Here is a 21866-nt window from a genome sequence, read left to right as displayed (position 1 = left end):
TGCCACCGATCAGTGGTCGGCGTTCTGCGGGGGCAGCGCGGCGATGAACGGGTGGTCGCGCTCGATCAGGCCGAGCTTGGAGGCGCCGCCGGGCGAGCCCAGGTCGTCGAAGAACTCGACGTTCGCCTTGTAGTAGTCCTTCCACTCCTCCGGGGTGTCGTCCTCGTAGAAGATCGCCTCGACCGGACAGACCGGTTCACAGGCGCCACAGTCCACGCACTCGTCCGGGTGGATGTAGAGGGAGCGCTCGCCCTCGTAGATGCAGTCCACGGGGCACTCTTCGATGCACGCCTTGTCCTTGACGTCGACACAAGGCTGCGCGATGACGTAGGTCACGCTGTCGTTCCTCCTCGGAAGGGCTGCCGCCCTACTGTTTACTCGGTCGCGCTTTGCGCGCGGCGTCGTCGATGCCCGCCCCTAGTATCGCGGGTCGGGGGGCGCAAATGCACAGGAGGTGCGCTTGATGGTCGGCTCAGTGCCGCAGGAGGCCCGTCCGGAGGTCCGGATAGACCCGTCTGACGTGGGACGACGCGTGTCGGTCCGGCGTGTCGACGGCGTGGCGGACGGCCGCCCGGTGTTCCGCGACGCGATCGGCGTGCTCACCTCGTGGGACGACGCCGGGTTGACGGTCGAGCCGCGCACCGGCGCGCCGGTGCGCTTCGCGGCCGACCTGCTGGTGGCCGGCAAGCCGGTCCCGCCGTTCCCGGCCCGCCGCACCCCGGCGCCCGCCGTCGCCCCGCTCGACCTGCAGCGGATCGCCGCCCGCTCCTGGCCCGCCGTCGAGCAGGAGCCGCTGGGCGAGTGGACGCTGCGCGCCTCGTCCGGGTTCACCCGGCGGGCCAACTCGGTGCAGGCGCTGGGCGACCCGGGCCTGCCGTTGGACCGGGCGCTGGAGCGGGTGCGCGAGTGGTACGCGGCCCGTTCGCTGCCCGCGTACGTCGAGGTGGTCTCCCCCGGCTCGCCGCCCGAACTGGCCGCCGAGCTGGACCGGCTCGGCGCGGCCCTCGCCCCGACGCTGGTGCGCACCGTCCCGCTCGGCGGGCTGGCCCGGGCCGGGCACCCGGCGGACGTCCGGCTGGCCCGCACCGCCGGGCCCGAGTGGCTGGCGCTGTACCGCCGGGTGGGCGGCGACCCGTCCCTGGAGACGGCCGCCACCGCGGTGCTGCACGGCGGCCCGTCGGTCTGGTTCGCCCGGGTCGCGGGCCGGGACGGCGCCCCGCTGGCCATCGGCCGGCTGGCCGTCGACGGCGCGTGGGCCTGCTTCAGCGCGGTCGAGGTCGCCCCGGCCGCCCGCCGCCGCGGCCTGGCCACCGCCGTGATGGCCGCGCTCGCCGCCCGGGCCGCCGAGGAGGGCGCCACCGGCGGCTACCTGCAGGTCGAGGCCGACAACGCGGGCGCGATCGCGCTGTACGACCGGCTGGGCTTCACGACCAGTCACACTTACCACTACGCCCGCCTTCCCCAGCGGTAGCGTGCACCACCTGTAGTGAGCCACGACCGCTGCTGAACCGAAGGCCGCAGTGACCGAGCAGAGCAGAACCCGCTTCCGCACCGAAGCCCGGGGGGAGAACCCCGACCCGGTGCTGCTGTGCCTGCTCGCCGCCGCCGAGCACACCCTCGGCGACCCCGGCGACAGCGCCGAACAGCCGTCCCCGGACGCGCTCCTGACCGCCTGCCAGGCCGCCCTGGACCGGCACGCCGCGGCCATCCGGCAGGCCGTCGCCGAACGCCGCCCGAACGGTCCGGAGGAGACCGCCGCGCTGCTCGCGGCGGTGCTCGGCGGCCGCGAGCGCTTCCACGGCCGGCAGTCCGACTACCTCCGGCTGGAGTCCTCGCTGCTGCCGGAGGTGCTGCGCCGCCGCCGCGGGCTGCCGATCATGCTCTCGCTGGTCTGGCAGGCGGTGGCCGCCCGGGCCGGGCTGACCGTGCACGGCATCGCGCTGCCGGGCCACTTCATCGTCGCGGTCGGCGACCCGGCGGGCGGCGACGAGTACGTCCTGGCGGACCCGTTCCACGGCGGCCGGCTGCTCGACGTCCCCGACGTGGAACGCCTGCTGGCCGCCTCGGGCCACCGCTTCTCGCCCGAACTCCTCGCCCCCGCCCAGCCCTTGGACACCGTGCTGCGCGTCCTCGGCAACATCCGCCGCTGGGCCGCCGACCGCCCCGAACACGCCCGCACCCAGCTCTGGGCCACCGAACTCGCCCTGCTGCTCCCCCGCCACCCGGCCCAGCTCCGGCTGGAACGAGCCGAGTTGCTGGTCAAGACCGGCGACTTCCTGGCCGGCGCCGCCGAGATGGACGCCTACGCGGAGATCCTGGACGCCTTCGACCCGGAGAGCGCGGCGAAGGTCCGCCTGGAGGCCAGGTCCGCCCGGCACCGGCTCAACTAGGGCTCCGAGGAGCGGAGTCGCCCTACAGCCAGCCCTTCTCGCGCGCGACCCGCACCGCCTCCGCGCGGTTGCGGGCGGCGGTCTTCTGGATGGCCATCGACAGGTAGTTGCGCACCGTCCCCTCGGAGAGGTGCAGCCGGGCCGCGATGTCGGCGTTGACCGCGCCGTCGGCGGCGGCGGCGAGGACGTCGCGTTCGCGGCCGGTGAGCGGGTTGGCGCCCTCCGAGAGGGCGGCGGCGGCCAGCGTGGGGTCGATGACCTTCTCGCCGCGCAGGACGCGGCGGATCGCCTCGGCGAGTTCCGCCGCGGGGGCGTCCTTGACCAGGAAGGCGTCGGCGCCGGACTCCATCGCCCGGCGCAGGTAGCCGGGCCGTCCGAAGGTGGTGGCGATGACGACCTTGGTCTGCGGCCGCACCCGGCGGACTTCCGCGCAGGCGTCGATGCCGGTCATGCCGGGCATCTCGATGTCCAGCACCGCGACGTCGACCCGGTGTTCGGTCACCGCCGCCGCGACCTGGTCGCCGCGCGAGACCTGGGCGACCACCTCCAGGTCGTCCTCCAGCGAGAGCAGCGCGGCGAGCGCCTCCCGCACCATGCCCTGGTCCTCGGCGAGCAGCACCCGCACCGGTCCTCCACCCGTTCCGTCCGTCACGTCGGGCAGCCTATTCCCCTTCGCCGCTGGGGCCGGGCCGCAGCGGGACGAGGGCGCGCAGCCGGAAGCCCCTGCCGCGTTCGGCGGGGCCGGTCCGCAGGCGTCCGCCGACCTGTTCCAGGCGCTCGCCGAGGCCCGAGAGTCCGTTCCCGGCACCGGACTTGCCGGGTCCTGCGCCGTTGTCGACGACCTCCAGGACGGCGTAGCGGCCGTCCTCCTCCCAGGTCTCGTCGAGGTGGACGGTGCACCGGGTGGCCCCGGCGCCGTGCCGGACGACGTTGGTGACGGCCTCGCGCAGCGCCCAGGCGAGCACGCCGGACTCCTCGGCGCCGAGGCCGGGGCGGTCCTCGGCGAGCCGGGGGTCGGCGTCGAGTTCGATCTGGCTGGCGGTCAGCGCGGTTCGGGCGGCGGCGAGTTCGACCGGCAGGGTGGGTCGGCGGAAGCCGCTGACGGCGCTGCGGACGTCGGCGAGGGACTGCCGGGCGACCTGTTCGATGTCGGCGACCTGGGCGCGGGCGGCGTCGGCCTTGCCGGCGTCCATCAGGCGCCCGGTGAGCTCGCTCTTGATGGCGATCAGCGAGAGCGAGTGGCCGAGCAGGTCGTGCAGGTCGCGGGCGAGGCGCAGCCGCTCCTCGGAGGCGGCGAGGTGGGCGACGGCGGCCCGGGCCTCGCGCAGTTCGCGCATGGTGGCGACGAGCCGCTGCATGGCGAGCATGGCGAGTCCGGCCATCACGCAGGGCAGGCCGATGCTGACCAGGGTCTCGGCGTCGGCGTGGCTGGTGAGTCCGACGACGGCGAGGACGCCGCTGGTGGCGAGGACGCCGACCAGGCCGTAGCGGCCGGGGAGGATCACCGCGGCGCACACCGAGGTGTACGTGAACAGGGTCAGCCAGGCTTCGCCGAGGGCGTACGAGGTGGTGACGGCGATCGCGGCCATCAGGGCGAGCGGCAGGTAGCGCCGGGCCTCCCGGAAGCCCGGGTGGTTGCGCATCACGATCAGGGACAGGTAGCAGGCCAGGAAGAGCACCAGCGCGGCGGCCCCGGCGGCGCTCGCCGCGGGGGTGTGCCGGCCGGTCGTCAGGTCCTGGACGGGGTAGGCCAGGTAGAGCGCCCAGATCGACGTCCAGGCGAGCTTGGCCAGCAACTGCCGCCGGGTGTCCACGGGCACGCCGGGGTACGTGGTCCAACGGCCGTCCGGCCCGACCTCCCCGTGCTGGTCGGGGTGGCGGGCCGGTGCGGTGTTCTGCATGCGGGCCATCATGCCCGCCGCGCGTCCTTGCGGTACAGGACGGCCGCGGCGGCGGTGAAGACCGCCAGGAAGGCGGCGAGGGCCGCGATCGGCAGGGCGGCCACGCCGTCGCCGTGGATGAACGAGGCCAGCTGGTTGTAGTCGTAGACCGGGTTGAACCTGGCGTAGCCCTTCAGCGACTCGCCGACCGGGAACCAGGTGCCGCCGAACAGCGCCATCAGCATGTAGACGATCATCACGACGGGCTGGACGGCGTCCGGTTCGGCGGCGTAGCCGAGGGCGACGCCGAGGGCGGCGAAGACGAAGCTGCCGAGCCACAGGGCGGCGGCCAGGCCGGCCCACTGGACGGCGGTGAGGTCGACGCCCTCGATCGCGCCGATGGCGAAGACGACCAGGATGGCGGGCAGCGTGGTGACCGCGCAGGCGGCGATCTTGCCGAGGGTGTAGGCCCGTCCGGGCAGGGCGGTGAGCCGCAGTTGGCGGGTCCAGCCGCTCTTGCGCTCCAGCGAGATGCGCTGCGCGGAGCCGGTCAGGACGGCACCGACCGCGCCGAAGGTGGCCATCGAGACCATGAAGTACGACTTGACGGAGACTCCGCCGTCCACCGTGCCGCCGCTGCCGTAGGCGCTGATGAAGAAGACGTACAGCAGCGCGGGGTAGAGCACGGTGAACATCAGGTACCGCTTGTTGCGCAGGGTGCGCAGGATCTCCAGCCGGATCAGGGTGGTCATCGGACGCTCGCCTCTTCCTCTTCCTCGGTGCGGTCCTGCTCGCCGGTGATGGTCAGGAAGGCCTGTTCCAGGCCGAGGCTGGTGACCTCCAGCCCGCGCGGGTAGTAGCCCGCCCGGTAGAGCGCGGCGACGCCCGCGTCGGCGTCGGCGGAGCGGATCCGGACGGTGCGCACGCCGTCGGCGCGGGTGCTGACGTCCAGGCCGACGGTGCCGGGCAGGGCGCGCAGCGCCGCCTCGTCGAAGGCGCCGTCGGCGGGGTGGAGTTCGAAGCCGATCCGGCGGGCGCCGGCCCGGGCCTTGATCTCGGCGGAGGAGCCGTCGGCGATCAGCCGGCCCTTGTGCAGGACCAGGACGCGGTCGGCGATGGAGTCGGCCTCCTCCAGGTAGTGGGTGGCGAAGAGGACGGTGCGCCCGGCGTCGGCCTGGGCGCGCATGGCGTCCCAGAACTGGCGGCGGACCGAGACGTCCATGCCGGTGGTGGGCTCGTCCAGGACGATCAGGTCGTTGGGCCCGGCCACCGCGAGGGCGAACCGGACGCGCTGCTCCTGGCCGCCGGAGAGCTTGTCGACCCGGCGGTCGGCGATCTCGGTGATCCCGGCGGTGGCCAGCACCTCGTCGACCCGGTGCCCCCGGGGGTGCACCTTGCAGGCCAGCTCGACGATCTCGCGGACCTTGACGTCGCTCATCAGGCCGCCGCTCTGCAGCATCGCGCCGACCCGCCCGGCGGTGATCGCCTCCCGCGGGGTGCCGCCGAACAGCTCGACCGTTCCGCTGTCCGGTTCGCGCAGGCCCAGCAGCAGGTCGAGGCTGCTGGACTTGCCCGCGCCGTTGGGGCCGAGCAGGGCGACCGTCTCGCCGGGTCGCAGCACCAGGTCGAGGCCGTTCACCGCCTTCACCCGGCCGTAGCTCTTGCTGACGTTCCGGAAGGCCGCGACCTCCCCCGTTCCCGTCGTCATCCGAACCAAGTCCCTTCGAGAGCCGTTCTCTCCGACTCCTCAAGGCTCCTCGGAACGGGGGTGTCCGCGGCAGTGCACGCCGTCGTGACCTCCGCATGACGGATGTCACGGCCCGAGCGGTGACCGGCCGTCACAGCAGGCCGAGCGACTCCTTCAGGAAGCGGACCTGGAGCAGCAGCAGGTTCTCGGCGACCTGCTCCTGCGGCGTCATGTGGGTCACCCCGGACAGCGGCAGCACGGTGTGCGGGCGCCCGGCGGCGAGCAGCGCGGTGGACAGCCGCAGGCTGTGCGCGACCACCACGTTGTCGTCGGCGAGGCCGTGCACGATCATCAGCGGCCGGCGCAGCGAAGGGGCCATCTCCACCAGCGAGTTGGCCCGGTACGACGCGGGCTCGGTGTTCGGGTCGCCGTAGTAGCGCTCGGTGTAGTGGGTGTCGTACAGGTCGTGCTCGGTGACGGGCGCGCCGGCCACCGCGGCGTGGAAGACGTCCGGTTCGCGGAGCACGGCGGCGGCGGCCAGGTAGCCGCCGTACGACCAGCCCCGGATGGCGACCTTGGCCAGGTCGAGCGGGAACTGCTCGGCGAGCGCGTGCAGCGCGTCGACCTGGTCCTGGACGGAGACCTCGGCGGTGCGCCGGTTGATCGACTTCTCCCAGCCGGGGCTGTGCCCGGGGGTGCCGCGCCCGTCGGCGACGATCACCGCGAAGCCCTGGTCGGCGAACCACTGCGAGACCAGGTGCGGGTTGTGCGCCCGCACCACCCGCTGCCCGTGCGGGCCGCCGTACGGGTCCATCAGGACGGGCAGCACCCCGTCGGTGTCCGGGTCGTAGCCGGCGGGCAGCAGCACCGCGCAGGGGATCCGCCGCTCGCCGGCGAACCGGAACACCGGCCGGGCGGCGATCAGCGGGACGGCCGCGTGCGAGGCGACCACCAGCGGTTCGGCACCCTCGCGGTGCACGGTGACGGTGGTGCCGGGGCGCATCGGGTGGGCGGTGGTGAGCACGGTGGTGCCCGCGCCGCGCACCGCGCCGAGCGCGCCGTCGCCGACCTCCCGCACGCCGTCCGGCCCGGCCTCGAAGACGCCGAGCCAGCCGGGCGGGCGGCGCTCGAACTCGGCGGCCCCGGCGGAGGCGGTGAACAGCACGCTGTCGCCGTCCGTGCCGAGCACCGCGCGGACGTGCAGTCCGGCGTCGGTGAGCGCCTTCTCGCCGACGGTCAGCACCCGCGCGCCGTCCCGGTCGGTGATCCGCACCAGCCGCCCGTCGGCCAGCCGCACCGGCACCCCGTCGAACAGCTCCAGCCAGTCCGCGTCCCGCTCGGTGACCAGCACGGTGGTCTCCCCGGTGGCGGTGTCGGCCTCCAGGACCAGCTGTTCGCGCTGGTCGCGGGCCTGCACCTGGAGCAGCGGCGGCCCGCCGGCCGACCAGTGCACCCGGGCCAGGTACGGGTACGCCGCGCGGTCCCAGCGGATCTCGGTGCGGCCGCCGTCCAGGCCGAGCAGCCACAGCCCGACCTCGGCGTTGGGCGTGCCGGCCGCCGGGTAGGCGACCTCGACCGGCGGGCGGCCGGGGTTGGCCGGGTCGGCGATCCACCAGCGGCGCACCGGGGTGTCGTCGACCCGGGCGGCCAGCAGCGCGCTCCCGTCGGGCGCCCACCAGTACCCGCGGTCGCGGCCCATCTCCTCCTGGGCGATGAACTCGGCCTGCCCCCAGCCGACCCCGTCCGCCTCGGGCCCGGCCAGCAGCCGGTCGCCGCCGCCGTCGGCGGCGCTCACCCGCAGCTCGCCGCCCGGGGTGGCGTACGCGACGTGCGCGCCGTCGGGGCTGGGCCGCGGGTCCAGCAGCGGGGTGGCGGCGGGCAGTTCGCGGGCCTCGCCGCTGTCGGTGTCGACCGCGAACAGCCGCCCGGACAGCGCGAAGACGGCGGTGCGTCCGGCCGCGTCCAGGGCGTAGCCGACGATTCCGGCGGAGGTCTCCCGGCTGCGCTCGCGGCGGGCCCGCTCGGCGGCGGACAGCTCCTCGGCGCCGCCGCCGAGCAGTTCCTCCGGGTCGGCGAGCACGCTCTCGGTGCCGGTGGCGACGTCCAGGCGCCACAGCAGGTTGGCCGACCGCCCCCCGCCGCGGGAGCGCAGGAACAGCACCCGGGCGCCGTCCGGGGAGACGCTGAACGAGCGGGGCGCGCCCGCGGTGAAGCGCCCGGTGCGGGCGTACTGCCGGGGGAAGGTGTCGTGCGGCTTCTCGGTCGTCATGCGGTCGACCCTACGGCTCCGCCCACCGGTGATCACCCGGACGGCGCAGCTCACCCGGACGGCGGCGTACGGCCGTTCGGAGGGCCGCTGACCGGGGGCGCAGTGGGTGGCGGCGACGGCGCGACACCCCGAGCGGGCTCACGGAACGTCACCCCGGCGTCACTGATCGGGTATCAGTTGACCAAGGTCCCACCCGCTGCCCCGTCCCCGGGGCCGCGCACCCGAGGAAGGGTGTGAGCCGTCATGGCTTTGTCCGTCTCCGCCGTCTTGCTGATGCTGGTCGTGGTCGTGGTCCTGGTCCGCCGGTCGAGCCTGAAGTTGAGCCACGCGCTGGTGTGCGCGCTGCTCGGGTTCTACCTGGCGTCCAGTTCGATCGCGCCGTCGATCCAGCAGGTGACGGCCAACCTGGCCGGGATGCTGAACGGGCTGAACCTCTAGCCCGGCCGCGCTTGGCCTGTCCGGGGCGTCCCCCTCCGGGCAGGCCGTTAAGCTGCCGGGCATGACCTCCGTACCCCCGGCCGACGCGCGCGGGCTGCTGCTGGTGCACGCGCATCCCGACGACGAGTCGATCAACAACGGCTCCACGATGGCCCGGTACGCGGCCGAGGGCGTCCGGGTCACGCTGGTGACCTGCACGCTGGGTGAGGGCGGTGAGGTGATCCCGCCGGAGCTGGCGCACCTGGAGCAGGGCCGCGACGACGCCCTGGGCGAGTACCGGATCGGCGAGCTGGCCGCCGCGATGCGCGAGTTGGGCGTCACCGACCACCGCTTCCTGGGCGGGGCGGGCCGCTGGCGGGACTCCGGGATGATGGGCGTCCCGGACAACGACGACCCGTCCTGCTTCTGGCGGGCGGACGTGGACGAGGCGGCCGGCCTGCTGGCCGGGGTGGTCCGCGAGGTGCGGCCGCAGGTGCTGGTGACGTACGACGAGAACGGCGGCTACGGCCACCCCGACCACATCCAGGCGCACCGGGTGGCGCTGCGCGGCTACGAGCTGGCCGCCGACCCGGCGTTCCGCCCGGAGCTGGGCGGACCCTGGCGGATCGCCAAGGTCTACTACAACCGGATGCCCCGCTCGGTGATCGAGGCGGCGCTGGCCGGGACGGCCGCCGAGGCGCCGTTCGAGGGCACCGCGCCGGTCGACCAGATCCCCGGCGTGGTGGACGACCGGGTGGTCACCACCGTGCTGGACAACGCCGCGTACGCCGGGGCGAAGGCCGCCGCGATGCGGGCGCACGCCACCCAGATCACCGTGGACGGCCGCCACTTCGCGCTCAGCAACGGCCTGGGCCAGCCGCTGCTGGCCACCGAGTACTACGAGCTGGTGCGCGGCCCGCTCGGCCCGGGCGCACCCGAGGACGACCTGTTCGCGGGGGTGGAGCGGTGAACGTCCTGCACGCCCTGCTGGGCACCCGCGAGCAGCGCCTGGGCGAGCGGATGCCGCCGCGCGGCGTCCGGATCGCGGTGTACGCCGTGCTGTTCCTGCTCGGCGCGGCGGTGTCGGTGTGCGGAGCTTTCGTGCAGACCCTGTGGGGCGGCTTCGGCGTGGTGCCGGCCCTGGCGGGCTGCGCCGGGCTGTTCTACGGGGGGCTGCGGGCGACCGGCACCAAGCTCGGCGCGGGGTGCGCGCTGGGCGGCTGGTTCCTGGTGCTCGCGGTGCTGCTGGCGCCCCGTCCGGAGGGTGACCTGGTGCTCTCCGCGACGCCGTCCGCGTACCTGTACCTGTTCGGCGGCGCGGTGCTCGGGGTGGTCTGCGCGACCCTGCCGACCCGCTCCGGGTTCCTGTTCGGCGCACCGGCGCCGGAGCCCCGACGCTCCGTCAGGGACGGCGACCGCTAGCGCGTACCGGGACGATCCGGGCCACCGGGATCCCCGGTCGTCCGACGGCCCGGATTCCTTGTCGGTAAGGTGGTGCCCCGGCGGGCCACCCCCCTGTCCGGCCCGGCCGGGCCGGAGGGTAGCTTCGGCACCACTCGCGTGGCGGGGGCGCTCGCCGCAGCCGACATGTGAACAGCTGATGTCCCCGGGGCCGGTCGGCCCGCCGCGCGCCGCACTCCGTCGTCCGGCGGTCACCCGCCCCATACGCAGCGGACGGCCCGGCCGGCCCGGCCGCGAACCCGGAGCAGAGCAGCATTGAGCAGCCGCGAATCTGACAACGCCCACCCGCAGCCCCGCCGCGGCGGCCCCGACGCGTACCCGTCGGGCACCCCGCCGTACGGCACCGGCTTGCCCGGTGGGATCGGCGCGGACCCGGCCGCCGGACGGACCGCTCCCGGTCCGCGCGCCGACGAGGCCGACGCGCCGAAGACGACGGAGACCACGCTGACCACCCGGGTGCGGATCAACATCCCCGGTTCGCGGCCGATCCCGCCGGTCGTGGTGCAGAGCAAGGTCAAGGACGAGAAGCCCGCGGAGCCGTCCGGCCCGCGCCACCGCGGCGGCGCCGGCGACCCGGTGCTCGGCGTGATGGACTCCGGGGCGCGCACCTCCACCCCGCCGAACCTGCCGCCGGAGTGGCAGGAGCCGACCGCGCCCCGGTCGGCCCCGAAGGGCTCCGAGTCGGATTCCACCGGCGAGTGGTTCAAGCCGCGCCAGAAGGGCCGCCCGGAGCCCGCCCCGGCGGCGACCGCCCCGGCCGCTCCCGCGCGGCCCGCCCAGCCCACCGCCGGCGGCCCGAAGGGCGCCGCCCCGGCCCCGCAGGCGGCCCCGCGCCCGTCCGGCGCGCCCGCCTCGCCGTTCGCCCCGGCCGACCCGGCGGCGTCCTCCCGCACCGGCGGCCACCCGCTGCCGCGCCAGGACGACCCGTCGGCCGCCGCCCGGGACCCGTTCGCGGCCGAGCAGGACCCGTTCGGCCAGGACGGCTTCGGCCAGGACGGCTTCGCCCAGGACGGCTTCGCCCAGCAGCAGGACCCGTTCGCGACCTCGCGGGACCCGTTCGCGCCGGACCCGTTCGCCCAGCCGCAGCCCCCGGCCGCCGAGCGGGAGACCCCGCCGGCCGACCCGTTCGCGGCCCCGCAGGACCCGTTCGCGCCGGGCCGGCCCGGGCAGCGCCAGTCCGGGCAGGGCCAGTCCGGGCAGGACCCGTTCGCCGGGCCCCGGTCCCCCCGGCCCCCCGCCGGCGGCGGCCCGGAGCAGCGCCCGCCGGCCGGTGACGACCGGTTCGCCGCGCCGCGCCCGGGCGCGCAGTCGGCCCGGGCCGCCGCCGGGGAGCCGGAGGACACCCAGATCGGCGGCTTCGACCCGATCACCGGCGACGAGCCGGCCCCGGGCGCCGACATATCGGACCCGCCGACCACCCAGCTGTTCCTGAAGGCCCCCGGCACCGACGGCGACCCGTTCGCCGCCCCGCCCGCCGCCCCGCCCGCCGACGGGCGGGGGCCGCGTCCGGCCGGTGACGGCGGCGGCCGGTTCGCCGACCTGCCCGCCGCGCAGCCGTTCCCGGGCGGCCCGCGGGCGGCCGCGCCCAAGCGCGAGCAGGCCCCGGCCGCCCAGCCGCCGGCCGCGGAGCCGAAGCCCGCCGCGCCGGCCGCGCCGGCCGCCAAGAAGAAGGGCGGCGGCCGCGGGAAGAAGCTGGTGGTGACCGGCATCGGCGGCGTGCTGTTCCTCGGTGCGGCGGCGTACGGCGCGGGCCTGATGATGAACCAGTCGGACATCCCCAAGGGCACCACGGTGCTGGGCACCGACATCGGCGGCGACTCCCGCGACCAGGCGGTGAAGGCGCTGGACGGCGAGGTCGCCAAGGTCGGGCAGCAGCCGGTCCGGGTGAAGCTCGGCGAGCAGTCGCTCACCCTGGACCCGGCCAGCGCGGGCCTGAGCTTCGACACCACCGCGACGGTGGACGGGCTGACCCACCACAGCTACAACCCGGTGGACGTGCTGGGTTCGCTGACCGGGAGCGCCAAGGCGGTCGAGCCGCAGGTGCGGATCGACCGGGCGAAGCTGAAGGTGGCCCTGGACGAACTGGGCGCCAAGTCCGGGCAGAGCATGCAGGAGGGCTACGTCCGGTTCACCGAAGCCGGCGGCGTCGAGGTGGTCCCGGCCGGCGGCGGCAAGGCGCTGGACTCGGCGGCGGGCGCCGGCCTGGTCGAGCAGGCGTACCGCGGCCGGGCGGCGGGCAAGCCGGACGCCGAGGTGGTGCTGCCGGTCGCCGACGCCCAGCCGAAGGTCGGCCAGGACGCGCTGCAGGCCGCCGCGGACGGCCTGGGCAAGCAGGTGATGGGCGGCAACGTGACGGTCACGGCGGGCGGCAAGCAGTTCGTCTTCGGTCGCAACACCGCCGCCAAGGCGCTGGTGCTGGCGCCGGACGCGACCGGCACGGTGGTCCTGAAGTGGGACATGAACCAGCTGACCACCGCGATCGGCACCACCTTCGACAAGGTGAGGATCACCAAGAACGGCCAGCAGGTGCCGGTCACCGCCCAGGACGTGGCGGACGCGATCGGCCAGGGCGTCACCAAGACCGGCAAGGACCGCTCGGTCAAGATCCCGGCCTGACGGCACGTCAACCCGCGGACCGGGCCGGGGCGCTGGACGGGCGCCCCGGCCCGGCCCACTGGCGGATCCTCGCCAATGGCGTCACGGAACGGGACGAAAAGGACGCCGCAACCGGGCGGCCACGTCGCGTTACCAATCCTTGATCCGCCGCAGGTCGACAAGTCGGATCACCGGTACGCAAGATGTGCCGCGTGCCGAGACCCCGCTTCCTCCCGCTCCCCCTGACCGCCGCGGTGGCGGCGCTGTCCGTCGCGCTCTGCTCCTGCAGTTCCGCGCCGGGCTCCACCGCCGGCGCTCCGGCCCGGGCGGCGGCAGCGGCGGGCGACGACGCGCCGCGGATGACCCAGCAGGAGATGAACGCCCGGCCGCGCGACGCGCTGCGCCAGGGCGGCACCCTGGTGTGGGCGATCGACCAGTACTCCAGCCAGTGGAACCCGGTCCAGGCGGACGGCTCCGAGGCTTCCACCAACGACGTGGTCAAGGCGCTGCTGCCGACCTTCTGGCGCTCCGACGCGGGCGGCGTGCAGACCCCCAACCCGGCCTACCTCTCCGACGTGAGCAGCGAGTTGAGGCAGGGCAAGCAGGTCGTGGTGTGGACGCTCAACCCGAAGGCCCACTGGTCCGACGGCACCCCGATCACCTGGCGCGACCTGCGGGCCGACTGGCAGGCGCTGAGCGGTCAGGACCCGGCGTACCGGACGGCCACCACCAACGGCTTCGACCAGGTGGAGAGCGTGGTCCGCGGCCGGGACGACTTCCAGGCCGTGATGACCTTCAAGGAGCCGTACTCGGAGTGGCAGGCGATGTTCAACAACGCCGGCAACGCCCCGCTGCTGCCCGAGCGGTACGTCTCCACCCCCGAACTGTTCAACACCTCCTTCAAGAACCGCATCCCGGTCACCGCCGGCCCCTTCAAGCTGGGCTCGCTGGACACCGGGGCCGCACCGTCACCGTGGTCGCCGACCCGCAGTGGTGGGGTGACAAGCCGCTGCTGGACAAGATCGTCTTCAAGGCGTACGACACCGGCGCGATGCCGCGGGCCTTCGCCCGGGGCGAGATCGACTTCTACAACAACGGCCCCAACACCGAGGGCTACCAGCTGATCCGGTCCACCCCGGGCGGCGAGGTCCGCAAGGCCGGCGGCCCCAACCTGCGGCACCTGGTGCTCAACGGCAGGAGCCCGCTGCTGGAGGACGCCAAGCTGCGCCAGGCGCTGGTCCAGGCGATCGACCGGGCCGAGATCACCCGCACCGACCTGGCCGGCCTGGACTGGCCGTACGTGCCGATGAACAACCACTTCCTGGTGCCCTCCCAGCACGGCTACCAGGACAACTCGGACGGTCTGAGCCGCTTCGACCCGGGCGCCGCCAAGGCGTCCCTCGACGCGCTGGGCTGGAAGCCGGGGCCGAACGGCGTGCGCGGCAAGGACGGCAAGGAACTGGTGCTGCGCTACGTGGCGCCGGCCGCGAACAACCTGGCGGCCAACGAGAGCGAGGAGGTCACCCGGATGCTGGCCGCGGTCGGGGTGACCGTGCAGGTCCGGACGGTGCCGGCCGGCGAGTACTTCGACGGCTACGTCTACAAGCACGACTTCGACCTGACCTCGTTCTCGCTGCTGGGCACGCCCTTCCCGGTCTCCAACTCGATCAGCACCTTCCAGCAGGACTCCGGTTCCAACTGGGCCCAGGTCGGCAGCGAGGCGCTCGACGAGGCGATGGCGGACGCCGCCAAGGCCGACACCGTGGACGAGGAGACGGTGGCGCTCAACCGCGCCGACGCGGCGGCCTGGCAGGTCGCCGGACTCGTCCCGCTGTACCAGCGCCCGGCCATCTACGGGGTGCGCAAGGAACTCGCCAACATCGGCGCCGCCGGCCTCGGCGACGTCGTCTACGAGAACATCGGCCTGTTGAAGTAACAACCGCGGCGCTATCGCTGCGGCGAGGTCTCGCCAATGGCGGGAAAATGCCAGTCGGGCGGCGCCCCGAGCGCCACCCGAATTGGGTGAGTCATACCCGTGAATTCGCTCCGGCACGCCCGAAAACACCAGTGTCCGATAATCGGACACTCAATTGCACCCAACAATTGCGATGAACAGCACCAAAACGGACATCGCTTCTACGCGCGTCATCCAGTTGACCTTCCGAACTCGCCGTCCTGATAGCGGACCTGACGACACATCGTTACGGACATGTGAACGGCCCTTGACATGATTTGTCCTGTTTTGACCGTCTCGCCGATCCGCTGTCAAGAGTTCAGGAACTACGAAGTGGTTGACATTCCAGCACGAAGGAGGAAATGGGCCGTCGACAACTGAGGAACTCTTGACGTTCGATAAACGACTTGCAAGAGTCCATTCATCCAAGTTCTTACTCCTTGCTTCTGCACGGACCACGGTCGGGAGCTTTAGCACCATGACGACGCCTACTGGGGCCACGACGGACGGGGACACCTCCCGTCCCGGGTCGACGTCGGACCTCGCGGACAACGCCACGACCGACGCACCCGCCGACGCGGGCTTCCGCGGCCTCTCGCCCGGGCAGCTGATGTGGCGCCGCTTCCTCCGCGACCGCACCGGCGTGGTGAGCGCGTGCGTGGTGCTGTTCTTCGTCGCGGTGGCGATCCTCGCCCCGCTCATCTCCATGCTGTACGGCAAGAACCCGGAGACCCACTACGGCCAGGAGGACGTCAGCCTGCTGACCGACTCCGGCCTGCCCACCGGGCCCAACGGCGGCATGAGCGGCGACTTCTGGTTCGGCCTGGAGCCGGGCCTCGGCCGCGACGTGCTGACCCTGCTGATCTACGGCATCCGCACCTCGCTGATCATCGCCGTCGCCACCTCCCTGCTGACCACCGTGATCGGTGTCGCGCTCGGCATCGCGGCCGGCTACCTCGGCGGCAAGACCGACTACCTCATCGGCCGGGTGATCGACGTCCTGATGTCGTTCCCGTCGCAGATCTTCCTGATCGCGACCATGCCGGTGGTCACCGGTCTGCTGGTCGCCCAGGACGAGAACCCGCCGGGCTGGCTGCCGTTCGTCGCGGTCACCCTGGTGCTGTCGCTGCTCGGCTGGATGGGCCTGGCCCGCATCCTGCGCGGCATCTCGCTGTCGCTCCGCGAGCGGGAGTTCATCGAGGCCGCCAAGGTCACCGGCGCCTCCCCGATGCGGATCATCTTCAAGGAGATCCTGCCCAACCTGTGGACCCCGATCCTGGTGCAGTCCACCCTCGCGCTGCCCGCCTTCGTCACCGCGGAGGCCGGTCTCTCCTACCTCGGCGTCGGTGTCTCCGAGCCGACCCCGGACTGGGGCCGCATGATCGCCGACGGCGCGAACTTCCTCCGGACCGACGTCACCTTCCTCCTCTTCCCGGGCCTCGCCATGGTGGTGTTCGTCCTGGCCTTCAACCTGCTCGGCGACTCCGTCCGGGACGCGTTCGACCCCAAGACCGGCCGCTGACAGGCCCTCAAGACTCCGGGGGGACGGAAGAGCCAGGCCCCGGGCACACCCACGAAGATTTCCACACGACTACTCCAGGCAGGATGAAGATGAGCTCTCGCAGGACGCGGCTCGCGGCCGCCATTCTCGTGGCCGGGGCCCTGACCGTCACCACGGCGTGCTCCAGCGGCCACAGCAACGGCGACAGCGCCAACGCCTCGAAGGCCCCGGTCAAGACCACCGCGATCTCGGTCGGCACCGCGGAGGACTCGAAGGGCCCCGCCGCCCCGGAGCCGGGCGCGAAGAAGGGCGGCACGGTCAACATGATCGACCGCGACGACTTCTCGCACCTGGACCCGGCCCAGGTCTACCTGAACTACAACAGCGAGGCCTCGCTGCTGTTCACCCGCCAGCTGACGGGCTACAAGCTCCTGCCGGACGGCTCGCAGAAGCTGGTCGGCGACCTCGCCACCGACACCGGCACCACCACCGACGGCGGCAAGACCTGGAAGTTCACGCTGAAGGACGGCGTGAAGTGGCAGGACGGCGCCCCGATCACCTCGGCCGACGTGAAGTACTCGATCGAGCGCACCTACGCCTCGTTCATCAAGTCCGGCCCGACCTACGTCCAGACCTGGATCTCGGGCGCCGACTACCGCGGTGCCTACGAGGGCCCCTACGGCGGCAAGCACCTGGACGCGGTCCAGACCCCGGACGACAAGACCGTGGTCATCACCTTCCAGGACGTCCACCCGGACGCCAACTTCACCCTGGCGATGACCGGTTACGGCGTCGTGCCGCAGGCCCACGACACCAAGGAGGAGTACGACAAGAAGCCGTTCTCCTCGGGCCCGTACCAGATCACCGAGCACGTCACCGACCGCTCGCTCGACCTGGAGCGCAACCCCAACTGGGACCCGGCCACCGACCCGATCCGGAACGCCTACCCGGACAAGTGGCACATGTCCTTCGGCGTCCAGGCCCAGCAGTCCACCGAGCGCTTCATGGCGGACAACGGCGACGACAAGAACACCTTCACGTTCCACAACACCGTGTACCCGTCCTACCTGGACCAGGTGAAGGCGGACGAGAAGCTCAAGTCCCGCACGCTCGAGGGCCTGACCCCGTACGTGGACTTCTACTACATCAACAACGACCGCATCAAGGACCAGAAGGTCCGCGAGGCGCTGGTCCGGGCGTTCCCGCACCAGCAGACCCGCCAGCTGCAGGGCGGCACCTCCTACGGTGACTACGCCACCTCGGCGATGAGCCCGACCGTCCTCGGCTACGAGTCCTACGACCCGTACGGCATCCTCAAGAAGCCGCAGGGCGACCCGGAGGCGGCCAAGAAGCTGCTGACCGACGCCAACGCGGTGGGCACCACCATCGTCTACGCGTACAACAACACCCCGCTGCAGCAGAAGGTCACCGAGGCCATCCGCGACGCGCTGGAGAAGGCCGGCTTCAAGTTCGTCGCGAAGCCGCTGGACGCGAAGACCTACTACGACGCCATCGGCCTGGTCAACAACGAGTTCGACCTGTACTGGGGCGGCTGGGGCGCCGACTGGCCCACCGGCTACACCTCGATCCAGCCGGTCTGGGACAGCCGGGTCATCGCCGACGGCGCCCCGAACTACGCCCACGTGAAGGACCCGGCGGTCGACTCCGCGATCGACGCCGCGGCCAAGATCGCCGACCCGGTGGCGCAGGGCAAGGCGTGGGCCGCGATCGACAAGCAGCTCCAGGACAAGGCCTACTCGATCCCGGACGTCTACCAGCGTTCGCTGAGCCTGTACGGCTCGGGCCTGGGCGGCGTGAAGTTCGACTCCCTGTTCGGCCTGCAGTACCCGCTCAACATCTACGTCAAGTAGTAGTCGTCACCGAGCAGTAGCTCACGGCGGGGCACCGGCACGACCTGCCGGTGTCCCGCCCCGATCAGGAGAGCCCCGTCCGATGCTCCGATTCCTCGTCCGCCGAACCCTCGGCGCTCTGGTCATCCTGCTGATCGTCTCGATGGTCACGTACGCACTGTTCTTCGCGATCCCGGCGGACCCGGCGCGGCTCTACTGCGGCAAGACCTGCACGCCCGAGAACCTCGCCCTGATCAGGCACGACATGGGCTTCGACCACGCCTGGCCGGTCCAGTACTGGAACTGGCTGAGCACCATCTTCACCGGTGGCACCTTCAACGGCGTCCACTGCGGCGCCCCGTGCTTCGGCTACTCCTTCGACAAGAAGGAACTGGTCGGCGGCATCCTGCTGGACCGCTTCCCGACCACCCTGTCGCTGACCGTCGGCTCCGCCGTCGTCTTCCTGATCTTCGGCATCGGCACCGGCATGCTGGCCGCCCACAAGCAGGGCAAGCCGGCCGACAAGATCGCCAGCGGCTTCTCGCTGCTGGCCTCCTCGATGCAGATCTACGTGGCCGGCCCGCTCGCGCTCTGGGCGCTGTGCTACAGCACCGACCTGCTGGCCCTGCCGACCTACGTGCCGATCACCGAGGACCCGCTCGGCTGGGCCGGCGGCCTGCTGGTGCCGTGGATCGTGCTGTCGCTGATCTGGACCGCGAACTACACCCGCATGACCCGCTCCTCGATGGTCGAGCAGCTGTCCGAGGACTACGTGCGCACCGCCCGGGCCAAGGGCATGTCGGGCACCTCGGTCTTCATGCGTTACGCCTGGCGCGGCGCGATGGGCACCATCGTCACCGTCTTCGGCATCGACCTGGGCGTGCTGCTCGGCGGCGCCATCATCACCGAGACGACGTTCAGCCTGCACGGCCTCGGCGAGCTGGCGATCCACTCCTTCCGCGACTCCGACCTGTCGCTGCTGGTCGGCGTCACCGTGGTGGCCGCCACCCTGATCGTCTTCTTCAACATCATCGTCGACGCCGCCTACGCCCTGATCGACCCGCGCATCCGCCTGGCCTGACGGCCACACCCCGGCCGCCCGGCAGTCCCGACCTCACGTACCGCACCGAGGAGCCCAGTCCATGACCACCCAGGCCAAGCCCGAGGAGGTGTCCGCCGGCAGCGGCGGCACGCCGTTCCTCTCAGTCCGCGACCTCTCGGTCCGCTTCAGCACCGAGGACGGCGTGGTCCGGGCCGTGGACAGCCTCTCCTTCGACGTCGCCCCGGGCTCCACGCTCGGCATCGTCGGCGAGTCCGGTTCCGGCAAGTCGGTGACCAACCTGGCCGTGCTGGGCCTGCACAACCCGGACCGCACCGAGATCTCCGGCTCGATCAAGCTGGACGGCCAGGAACTGGTCGGCGCGTCGAACAGGGAGCTGGAGAAGCTCCGCGGCCGGAAGATGTCGATGATCTTCCAGGACCCGCTGACCGCGCTGTCGCCGTTCCACACCATCGGCAAGCAGATCGGCGAGACCTTCCGCAAGCACACCGGCGCCTCCAAGAAGGAGGCCCGGGACCGGGCGATCGAGATGCTGACCAAGGTCGGCATCCCGCAGCCCACCAGCCGGGTGGACGACTACCCGCACCAGTTCTCCGGCGGCATGCGCCAGCGCGCGATGATCGCCATGTCGCTGGTCTGCGACCCCAAGCTGGTCATCGCGGACGAGCCGACCACCGCGCTGGACGTCACCGTGCAGGCCCAGATCCTGGACCTGCTGAAGGACCTCCAGCAGGAGATGGGCACCGCGATCATCCTGATCACCCACGACCTGGGCGTGGTCGCCAGGACGGCGCAGGACATCATGGTGATGTACGCGGGCCGGGCCGTGGAGCGCGGCACCGTCCGCGAGGTGCTGAAAGCCCCCCAGCACCCGTACACCTGGGGCCTGCTGTCCTCGATGCCGAGCCTGACCGGCGACGTGGACGTGCCGCTGCGGCCGGTCCGCGGGACTCCGCCGAGCCTGATCAACCTGCCGTCCGGCTGCCCGTTCAACCCGCGCTGCGACTTCCGCGAGCAGGTGGTCGGCGGCGGCTGCACCACCGAGCGCCCGCCGCTGTCCCCCGCCACCGGACACGCCGCCGCCTGCCACCTCACTCCGGCGCAGCGGCAGGACATCTTCATCGACCAGATCAAGCCGCGGCTCGGCTGAGAGGGACACCATGAGCAACGAACCGACCCTCAAGCCCGCCGTCCCGACCGTCGGCTCCGGCGACCCGCTGCTGTCGATCACGGGCCTGAAGAAGCACTTCCCGGTGACGGACGGCTTCCTGTTCAAGCGCCAGGTCGGCGCGGTGCACGCGGTGGACGGCGTCGACCTGGAGGTCTTCCCCAGCGAGTCGGTGGGCCTGGTCGGCGAGTCCGGCTGCGGCAAGTCGACCACCGGCCGCCTGGTGACCCGGCTGCTGGAGCCGACCGCCGGCGAGATCCGCTACGCCGGCCAGGACATCACGCACGCCGGACGCAAGGAGCTGGCGCCGATCCGGTCCGAGATCCAGATGATCTTCCAGGACCCGTACTCCTCGCTGAACCCGCGGCACACCGTCGGCTCGATCATCGGCGCGCCGATGGAGATCAACGGCATCAAGCCGGCCGGCGGCGTCCAGCGCCGGGTGCAGGAGCTGCTGGAGACGGTCGGCCTGAACCCGGAGCACTACAACCGCTTCCCGCACGAGTTCTCCGGCGGCCAGCGCCAGCGCATCGGCGTGGCCCGGGCGCTGTCGCTGAGCCCGAAGCTGATCGTCGCGGACGAGCCGGTCTCGGCGCTGGACGTGTCGATCCAGGCGCAGGTGGTCAACCTGCTCCAGGAGCTGCAGCGCGAGCTGGGCATCGCCTTCCTGTTCATCGCCCACGACCTGTCGGTGGTGCGGCACTTCTCGCAGCGCGTCGCGGTGATGTACCTCGGCAAGATCGTCGAGATCGCCGACCGCAAGTCGCTGTACGAGTCGCCCCGGCACCCGTACACCCACGCCCTGCTGTCGGCCGTCCCGGAGGCCGACCCGGACGACGACCGCGAGCGGATCCGGCTGACCGGTGACGTCCCGTCGCCGCTGAACCCGCCGTCGGGCTGCCGCTTCCGCACCCGGTGCTGGAAGGCCCAGGACAAGTGCGCCGTGGAGGAGCCGCCGCTGGTCCAGCTCTCCGGCAACGCGGAGGGGCACCTGACCGCGTGCCACTTCCCCGAGGAGGCGGCCGTGTCGGGCGTCCCCGCCCAGCGCGCCGAGGTCTGAGCCCCCGGCAGCACCGCGAAGGGCCCCGCCGATCCGTTCGGCGGGGCCCTTCCGCGTCGGCGCGGCGGGTCAGATCAGGTTCTCCCGCTCGTCGGCGAAGTGGCAGGCCGAGTCGTGCCGGGCCCGTCCCTCCAGCCAGTCCCGCACCGTCAGCGCCGGGTCCTCCACGACGCACTTGTCCTGGGCCTTCCAGCAGCGGGTGCGGAAGCGGCACCCGGACGGCGGGTTGGCCGGGGAGGGCACGTCGCCGGTCAGCACGATCCGGTCCCGGTGCTCGCGCGCGGCCGGGTCGGGCACCGGCACGGCCGACAGCAGCGCCTGGGTGTACGGGTGGGTGGCGTGGTCGTAGATCTCCAGGTCGGAGCCGATCTCGACCATCCGCCCGAGGTACATCACGCCGACCCGGTCGGAGATGTGCCGGACGATGGACAGGTCGTGGGCGATGAACATGTACGACAGGTTGAACTCGCCCTGGAGCTGCTCCAGCAGGTTGATCACCTGGGCCTGCACCGACACGTCGAGCGCGGAGACCGGCTCGTCGCAGATGATGACCTCGGGCTTGAGCGCCAGGCCG

The 21866-nt window shown here is 72.6% G+C and carries 20 protein-coding genes; 13 read left to right on the top strand and 7 right to left on the bottom strand.

Annotation, left to right across the window (positions count from 1 at the left end):
• Positions 1-9: 9 nt before the first annotated feature.
• Positions 10-336 carry a ferredoxin gene (gene fdxA / locus OO48_RS01225; protein ID WP_030061559.1) on the bottom strand — a complete coding sequence of 109 codons (327 nt, stop codon included), beginning with the start codon at positions 334-336 and terminating at the stop codon, positions 10-12.
• Between the two features lie 127 nt (positions 337-463).
• Here fdxA and OO48_RS01220 point away from each other — a divergent pair, with 127 nt between their 5' ends.
• Together OO48_RS01220 and OO48_RS01215 are read left to right on the top strand one after the other, a co-directional pair.
• Entirely contained in the window at positions 464-1471 is a 1008-nt protein-coding gene (locus OO48_RS01220) for a GNAT family N-acetyltransferase (protein WP_081951843.1), read from the top strand.
• A gap of 49 nt (positions 1472-1520) precedes the next feature.
• Positions 1521-2390: a transglutaminase family protein gene (locus OO48_RS01215; protein ID WP_033211922.1), complete on the top strand. Its 870-nt coding sequence runs from the start codon at positions 1521-1523 to the stop codon at positions 2388-2390.
• Between the two features lie 22 nt (positions 2391-2412).
• Here the strand turns inward: OO48_RS01215 and OO48_RS01210 are convergent, their stop codons facing one another.
• The 5 genes from OO48_RS01210 to OO48_RS01190 all read right to left on the bottom strand — a co-directional run bounded on the left by OO48_RS01210 (position 2413) and on the right by OO48_RS01190 (position 8226).
• Entirely contained in the window at positions 2413-3042 is a 630-nt protein-coding gene (locus tag OO48_RS01210; protein WP_033211921.1) for a response regulator, read from the bottom strand.
• 10 nt (positions 3043-3052) lie between these two features.
• Complete coding sequence (locus OO48_RS01205) at positions 3053-4291, bottom strand: sensor histidine kinase (RefSeq protein WP_051731617.1); 1239 nt, start codon at positions 4289-4291, stop codon at positions 3053-3055.
• Between the two features lie 8 nt (positions 4292-4299).
• Positions 4300-5022, bottom strand: coding sequence for an ABC transporter permease (locus tag OO48_RS01200; protein WP_033211920.1), 723 nt, complete (start codon positions 5020-5022; stop codon positions 4300-4302).
• Positions 5019-5978, bottom strand: a complete 960-nt coding sequence (locus OO48_RS01195) for an ABC transporter ATP-binding protein (protein WP_033211918.1) — start codon at positions 5976-5978, stop codon at positions 5019-5021. The genes OO48_RS01200 and OO48_RS01195 overlap by 4 nt, the downstream gene beginning before the upstream one ends.
• 130 nt (positions 5979-6108) lie before the next feature.
• Positions 6109-8226 carry a S9 family peptidase gene (locus tag OO48_RS01190; RefSeq protein WP_033211916.1) on the bottom strand — a complete coding sequence of 706 codons (2118 nt, stop codon included), beginning with the start codon at positions 8224-8226 and terminating at the stop codon, positions 6109-6111.
• A gap of 243 nt (positions 8227-8469) precedes the next feature.
• Between OO48_RS01190 and OO48_RS01185 the strand changes: the two genes are divergently transcribed.
• The 11 genes from OO48_RS01185 to OO48_RS01140 all read left to right on the top strand — a co-directional run bounded on the left by OO48_RS01185 (position 8470) and on the right by OO48_RS01140 (position 21292).
• Positions 8470-8664, top strand: a complete 195-nt coding sequence (locus OO48_RS01185; protein WP_033211914.1) for a DUF2304 family protein — start codon at positions 8470-8472, stop codon at positions 8662-8664.
• Positions 8665-8725: 61 nt separating this feature from the next.
• Positions 8726-9613, top strand: a complete 888-nt coding sequence (gene mshB, locus OO48_RS01180; protein ID WP_033211912.1) for an N-acetyl-1-D-myo-inositol-2-amino-2-deoxy-alpha-D-glucopyranoside deacetylase — start codon at positions 8726-8728, stop codon at positions 9611-9613.
• Positions 9610-10065, top strand: a complete 456-nt coding sequence (locus tag OO48_RS01175; RefSeq protein WP_063830590.1) for a DUF6113 family protein — start codon at positions 9610-9612, stop codon at positions 10063-10065. The genes mshB and OO48_RS01175 overlap by 4 nt, the downstream gene beginning before the upstream one ends.
• 294 nt (positions 10066-10359) lie before the next feature.
• Entirely contained in the window at positions 10360-12720 is a 2361-nt protein-coding gene (locus tag OO48_RS01170) for a hypothetical protein (RefSeq protein WP_033211908.1), read from the top strand.
• A gap of 191 nt (positions 12721-12911) precedes the next feature.
• Positions 12912-13823, top strand: coding sequence for an ABC transporter substrate-binding protein (locus OO48_RS39475; RefSeq protein WP_245194482.1), 912 nt, complete (start codon positions 12912-12914; stop codon positions 13821-13823).
• A complete protein-coding gene (locus OO48_RS34800; RefSeq protein ID WP_245194492.1) occupies positions 13709-14635 on the top strand; it encodes an ABC transporter substrate-binding protein in 927 nt (308 codons plus the stop codon). The genes OO48_RS39475 and OO48_RS34800 overlap by 115 nt, the downstream gene beginning before the upstream one ends.
• A 496-nt stretch (positions 14636-15131) precedes the next feature.
• Positions 15132-16175, top strand: coding sequence for an ABC transporter permease (locus OO48_RS01160; protein ID WP_033211906.1), 1044 nt, complete (start codon positions 15132-15134; stop codon positions 16173-16175).
• Positions 16176-16264: 89 nt separating this feature from the next.
• Positions 16265-18025 carry an ABC transporter substrate-binding protein gene (locus OO48_RS01155; RefSeq protein WP_051731589.1) on the top strand — a complete coding sequence of 587 codons (1761 nt, stop codon included), beginning with the start codon at positions 16265-16267 and terminating at the stop codon, positions 18023-18025.
• A gap of 82 nt (positions 18026-18107) precedes the next feature.
• Positions 18108-19085: an ABC transporter permease gene (locus tag OO48_RS01150; protein WP_033211904.1), complete on the top strand. Its 978-nt coding sequence runs from the start codon at positions 18108-18110 to the stop codon at positions 19083-19085.
• A 61-nt stretch (positions 19086-19146) separates the two neighbouring features.
• Positions 19147-20214 carry an ABC transporter ATP-binding protein gene (locus tag OO48_RS01145; RefSeq protein WP_033211897.1) on the top strand — a complete coding sequence of 356 codons (1068 nt, stop codon included), beginning with the start codon at positions 19147-19149 and terminating at the stop codon, positions 20212-20214.
• A gap of 10 nt (positions 20215-20224) precedes the next feature.
• The gene (locus OO48_RS01140; RefSeq protein WP_033211895.1) at positions 20225-21292 is read left to right on the top strand and encodes an ABC transporter ATP-binding protein; all 1068 of its coding nucleotides are present in this window, start codon (positions 20225-20227) and stop codon (positions 21290-21292) included.
• Between the two features lie 69 nt (positions 21293-21361).
• On the opposite strand, the gene OO48_RS01135 is transcribed toward OO48_RS01140, so the two are convergent.
• On the bottom strand, positions 21362-21866 hold a 505-nt coding region (locus OO48_RS01135), incomplete at its 5' end, for an oligopeptide/dipeptide ABC transporter ATP-binding protein (protein ID WP_033211893.1).

The organism is Kitasatospora phosalacinea, assembly GCF_000716545.1.
GTDB classification, from domain to species: domain Bacteria; phylum Actinomycetota; class Actinomycetes; order Streptomycetales; family Streptomycetaceae; genus Kitasatospora; species Kitasatospora phosalacinea.
The sequence above is the reverse complement of the archived record's forward strand: the minus strand, read 5'-3'. Positions and strand labels throughout refer to the sequence as shown.

What these genes read in the sequence shown, in the direction of transcription:
- OO48_RS01145 (WP_033211897.1), top strand. Translation starts at nt 19,147, where the DNA reads ATGACCACCCAGGCCAAGCCCGAGGAGGTGTCCGCCGGCAGCGGCGGC.
- OO48_RS01190 (WP_033211916.1), bottom strand. Translation starts at nt 8,226, where the DNA reads ATGACGACCGAGAAGCCGCACGACACCTTCCCCCGGCAGTACGCCCGC.
- OO48_RS01205 (WP_051731617.1), bottom strand. Translation starts at nt 4,291, where the DNA reads ATGCAGAACACCGCACCGGCCCGCCACCCCGACCAGCACGGGGAGGTC.
- mshB (WP_033211912.1), top strand. Translation starts at nt 8,726, where the DNA reads ATGACCTCCGTACCCCCGGCCGACGCGCGCGGGCTGCTGCTGGTGCAC.
- OO48_RS01195 (WP_033211918.1), bottom strand. Translation starts at nt 5,978, where the DNA reads ATGACGACGGGAACGGGGGAGGTCGCGGCCTTCCGGAACGTCAGCAAG.
- OO48_RS01155 (WP_051731589.1), top strand. Translation starts at nt 16,265, where the DNA reads ATGAGCTCTCGCAGGACGCGGCTCGCGGCCGCCATTCTCGTGGCCGGG.
- OO48_RS01150 (WP_033211904.1), top strand. Translation starts at nt 18,108, where the DNA reads ATGCTCCGATTCCTCGTCCGCCGAACCCTCGGCGCTCTGGTCATCCTG.
- OO48_RS01200 (WP_033211920.1), bottom strand. Translation starts at nt 5,022, where the DNA reads ATGACCACCCTGATCCGGCTGGAGATCCTGCGCACCCTGCGCAACAAG.
- OO48_RS01185 (WP_033211914.1), top strand. Translation starts at nt 8,470, where the DNA reads ATGGCTTTGTCCGTCTCCGCCGTCTTGCTGATGCTGGTCGTGGTCGTG.
- OO48_RS01220 (WP_081951843.1), top strand. Translation starts at nt 464, where the DNA reads ATGGTCGGCTCAGTGCCGCAGGAGGCCCGTCCGGAGGTCCGGATAGAC.
- OO48_RS01160 (WP_033211906.1), top strand. Translation starts at nt 15,132, where the DNA reads ATGACGACGCCTACTGGGGCCACGACGGACGGGGACACCTCCCGTCCC.
- OO48_RS01140 (WP_033211895.1), top strand. Translation starts at nt 20,225, where the DNA reads ATGAGCAACGAACCGACCCTCAAGCCCGCCGTCCCGACCGTCGGCTCC.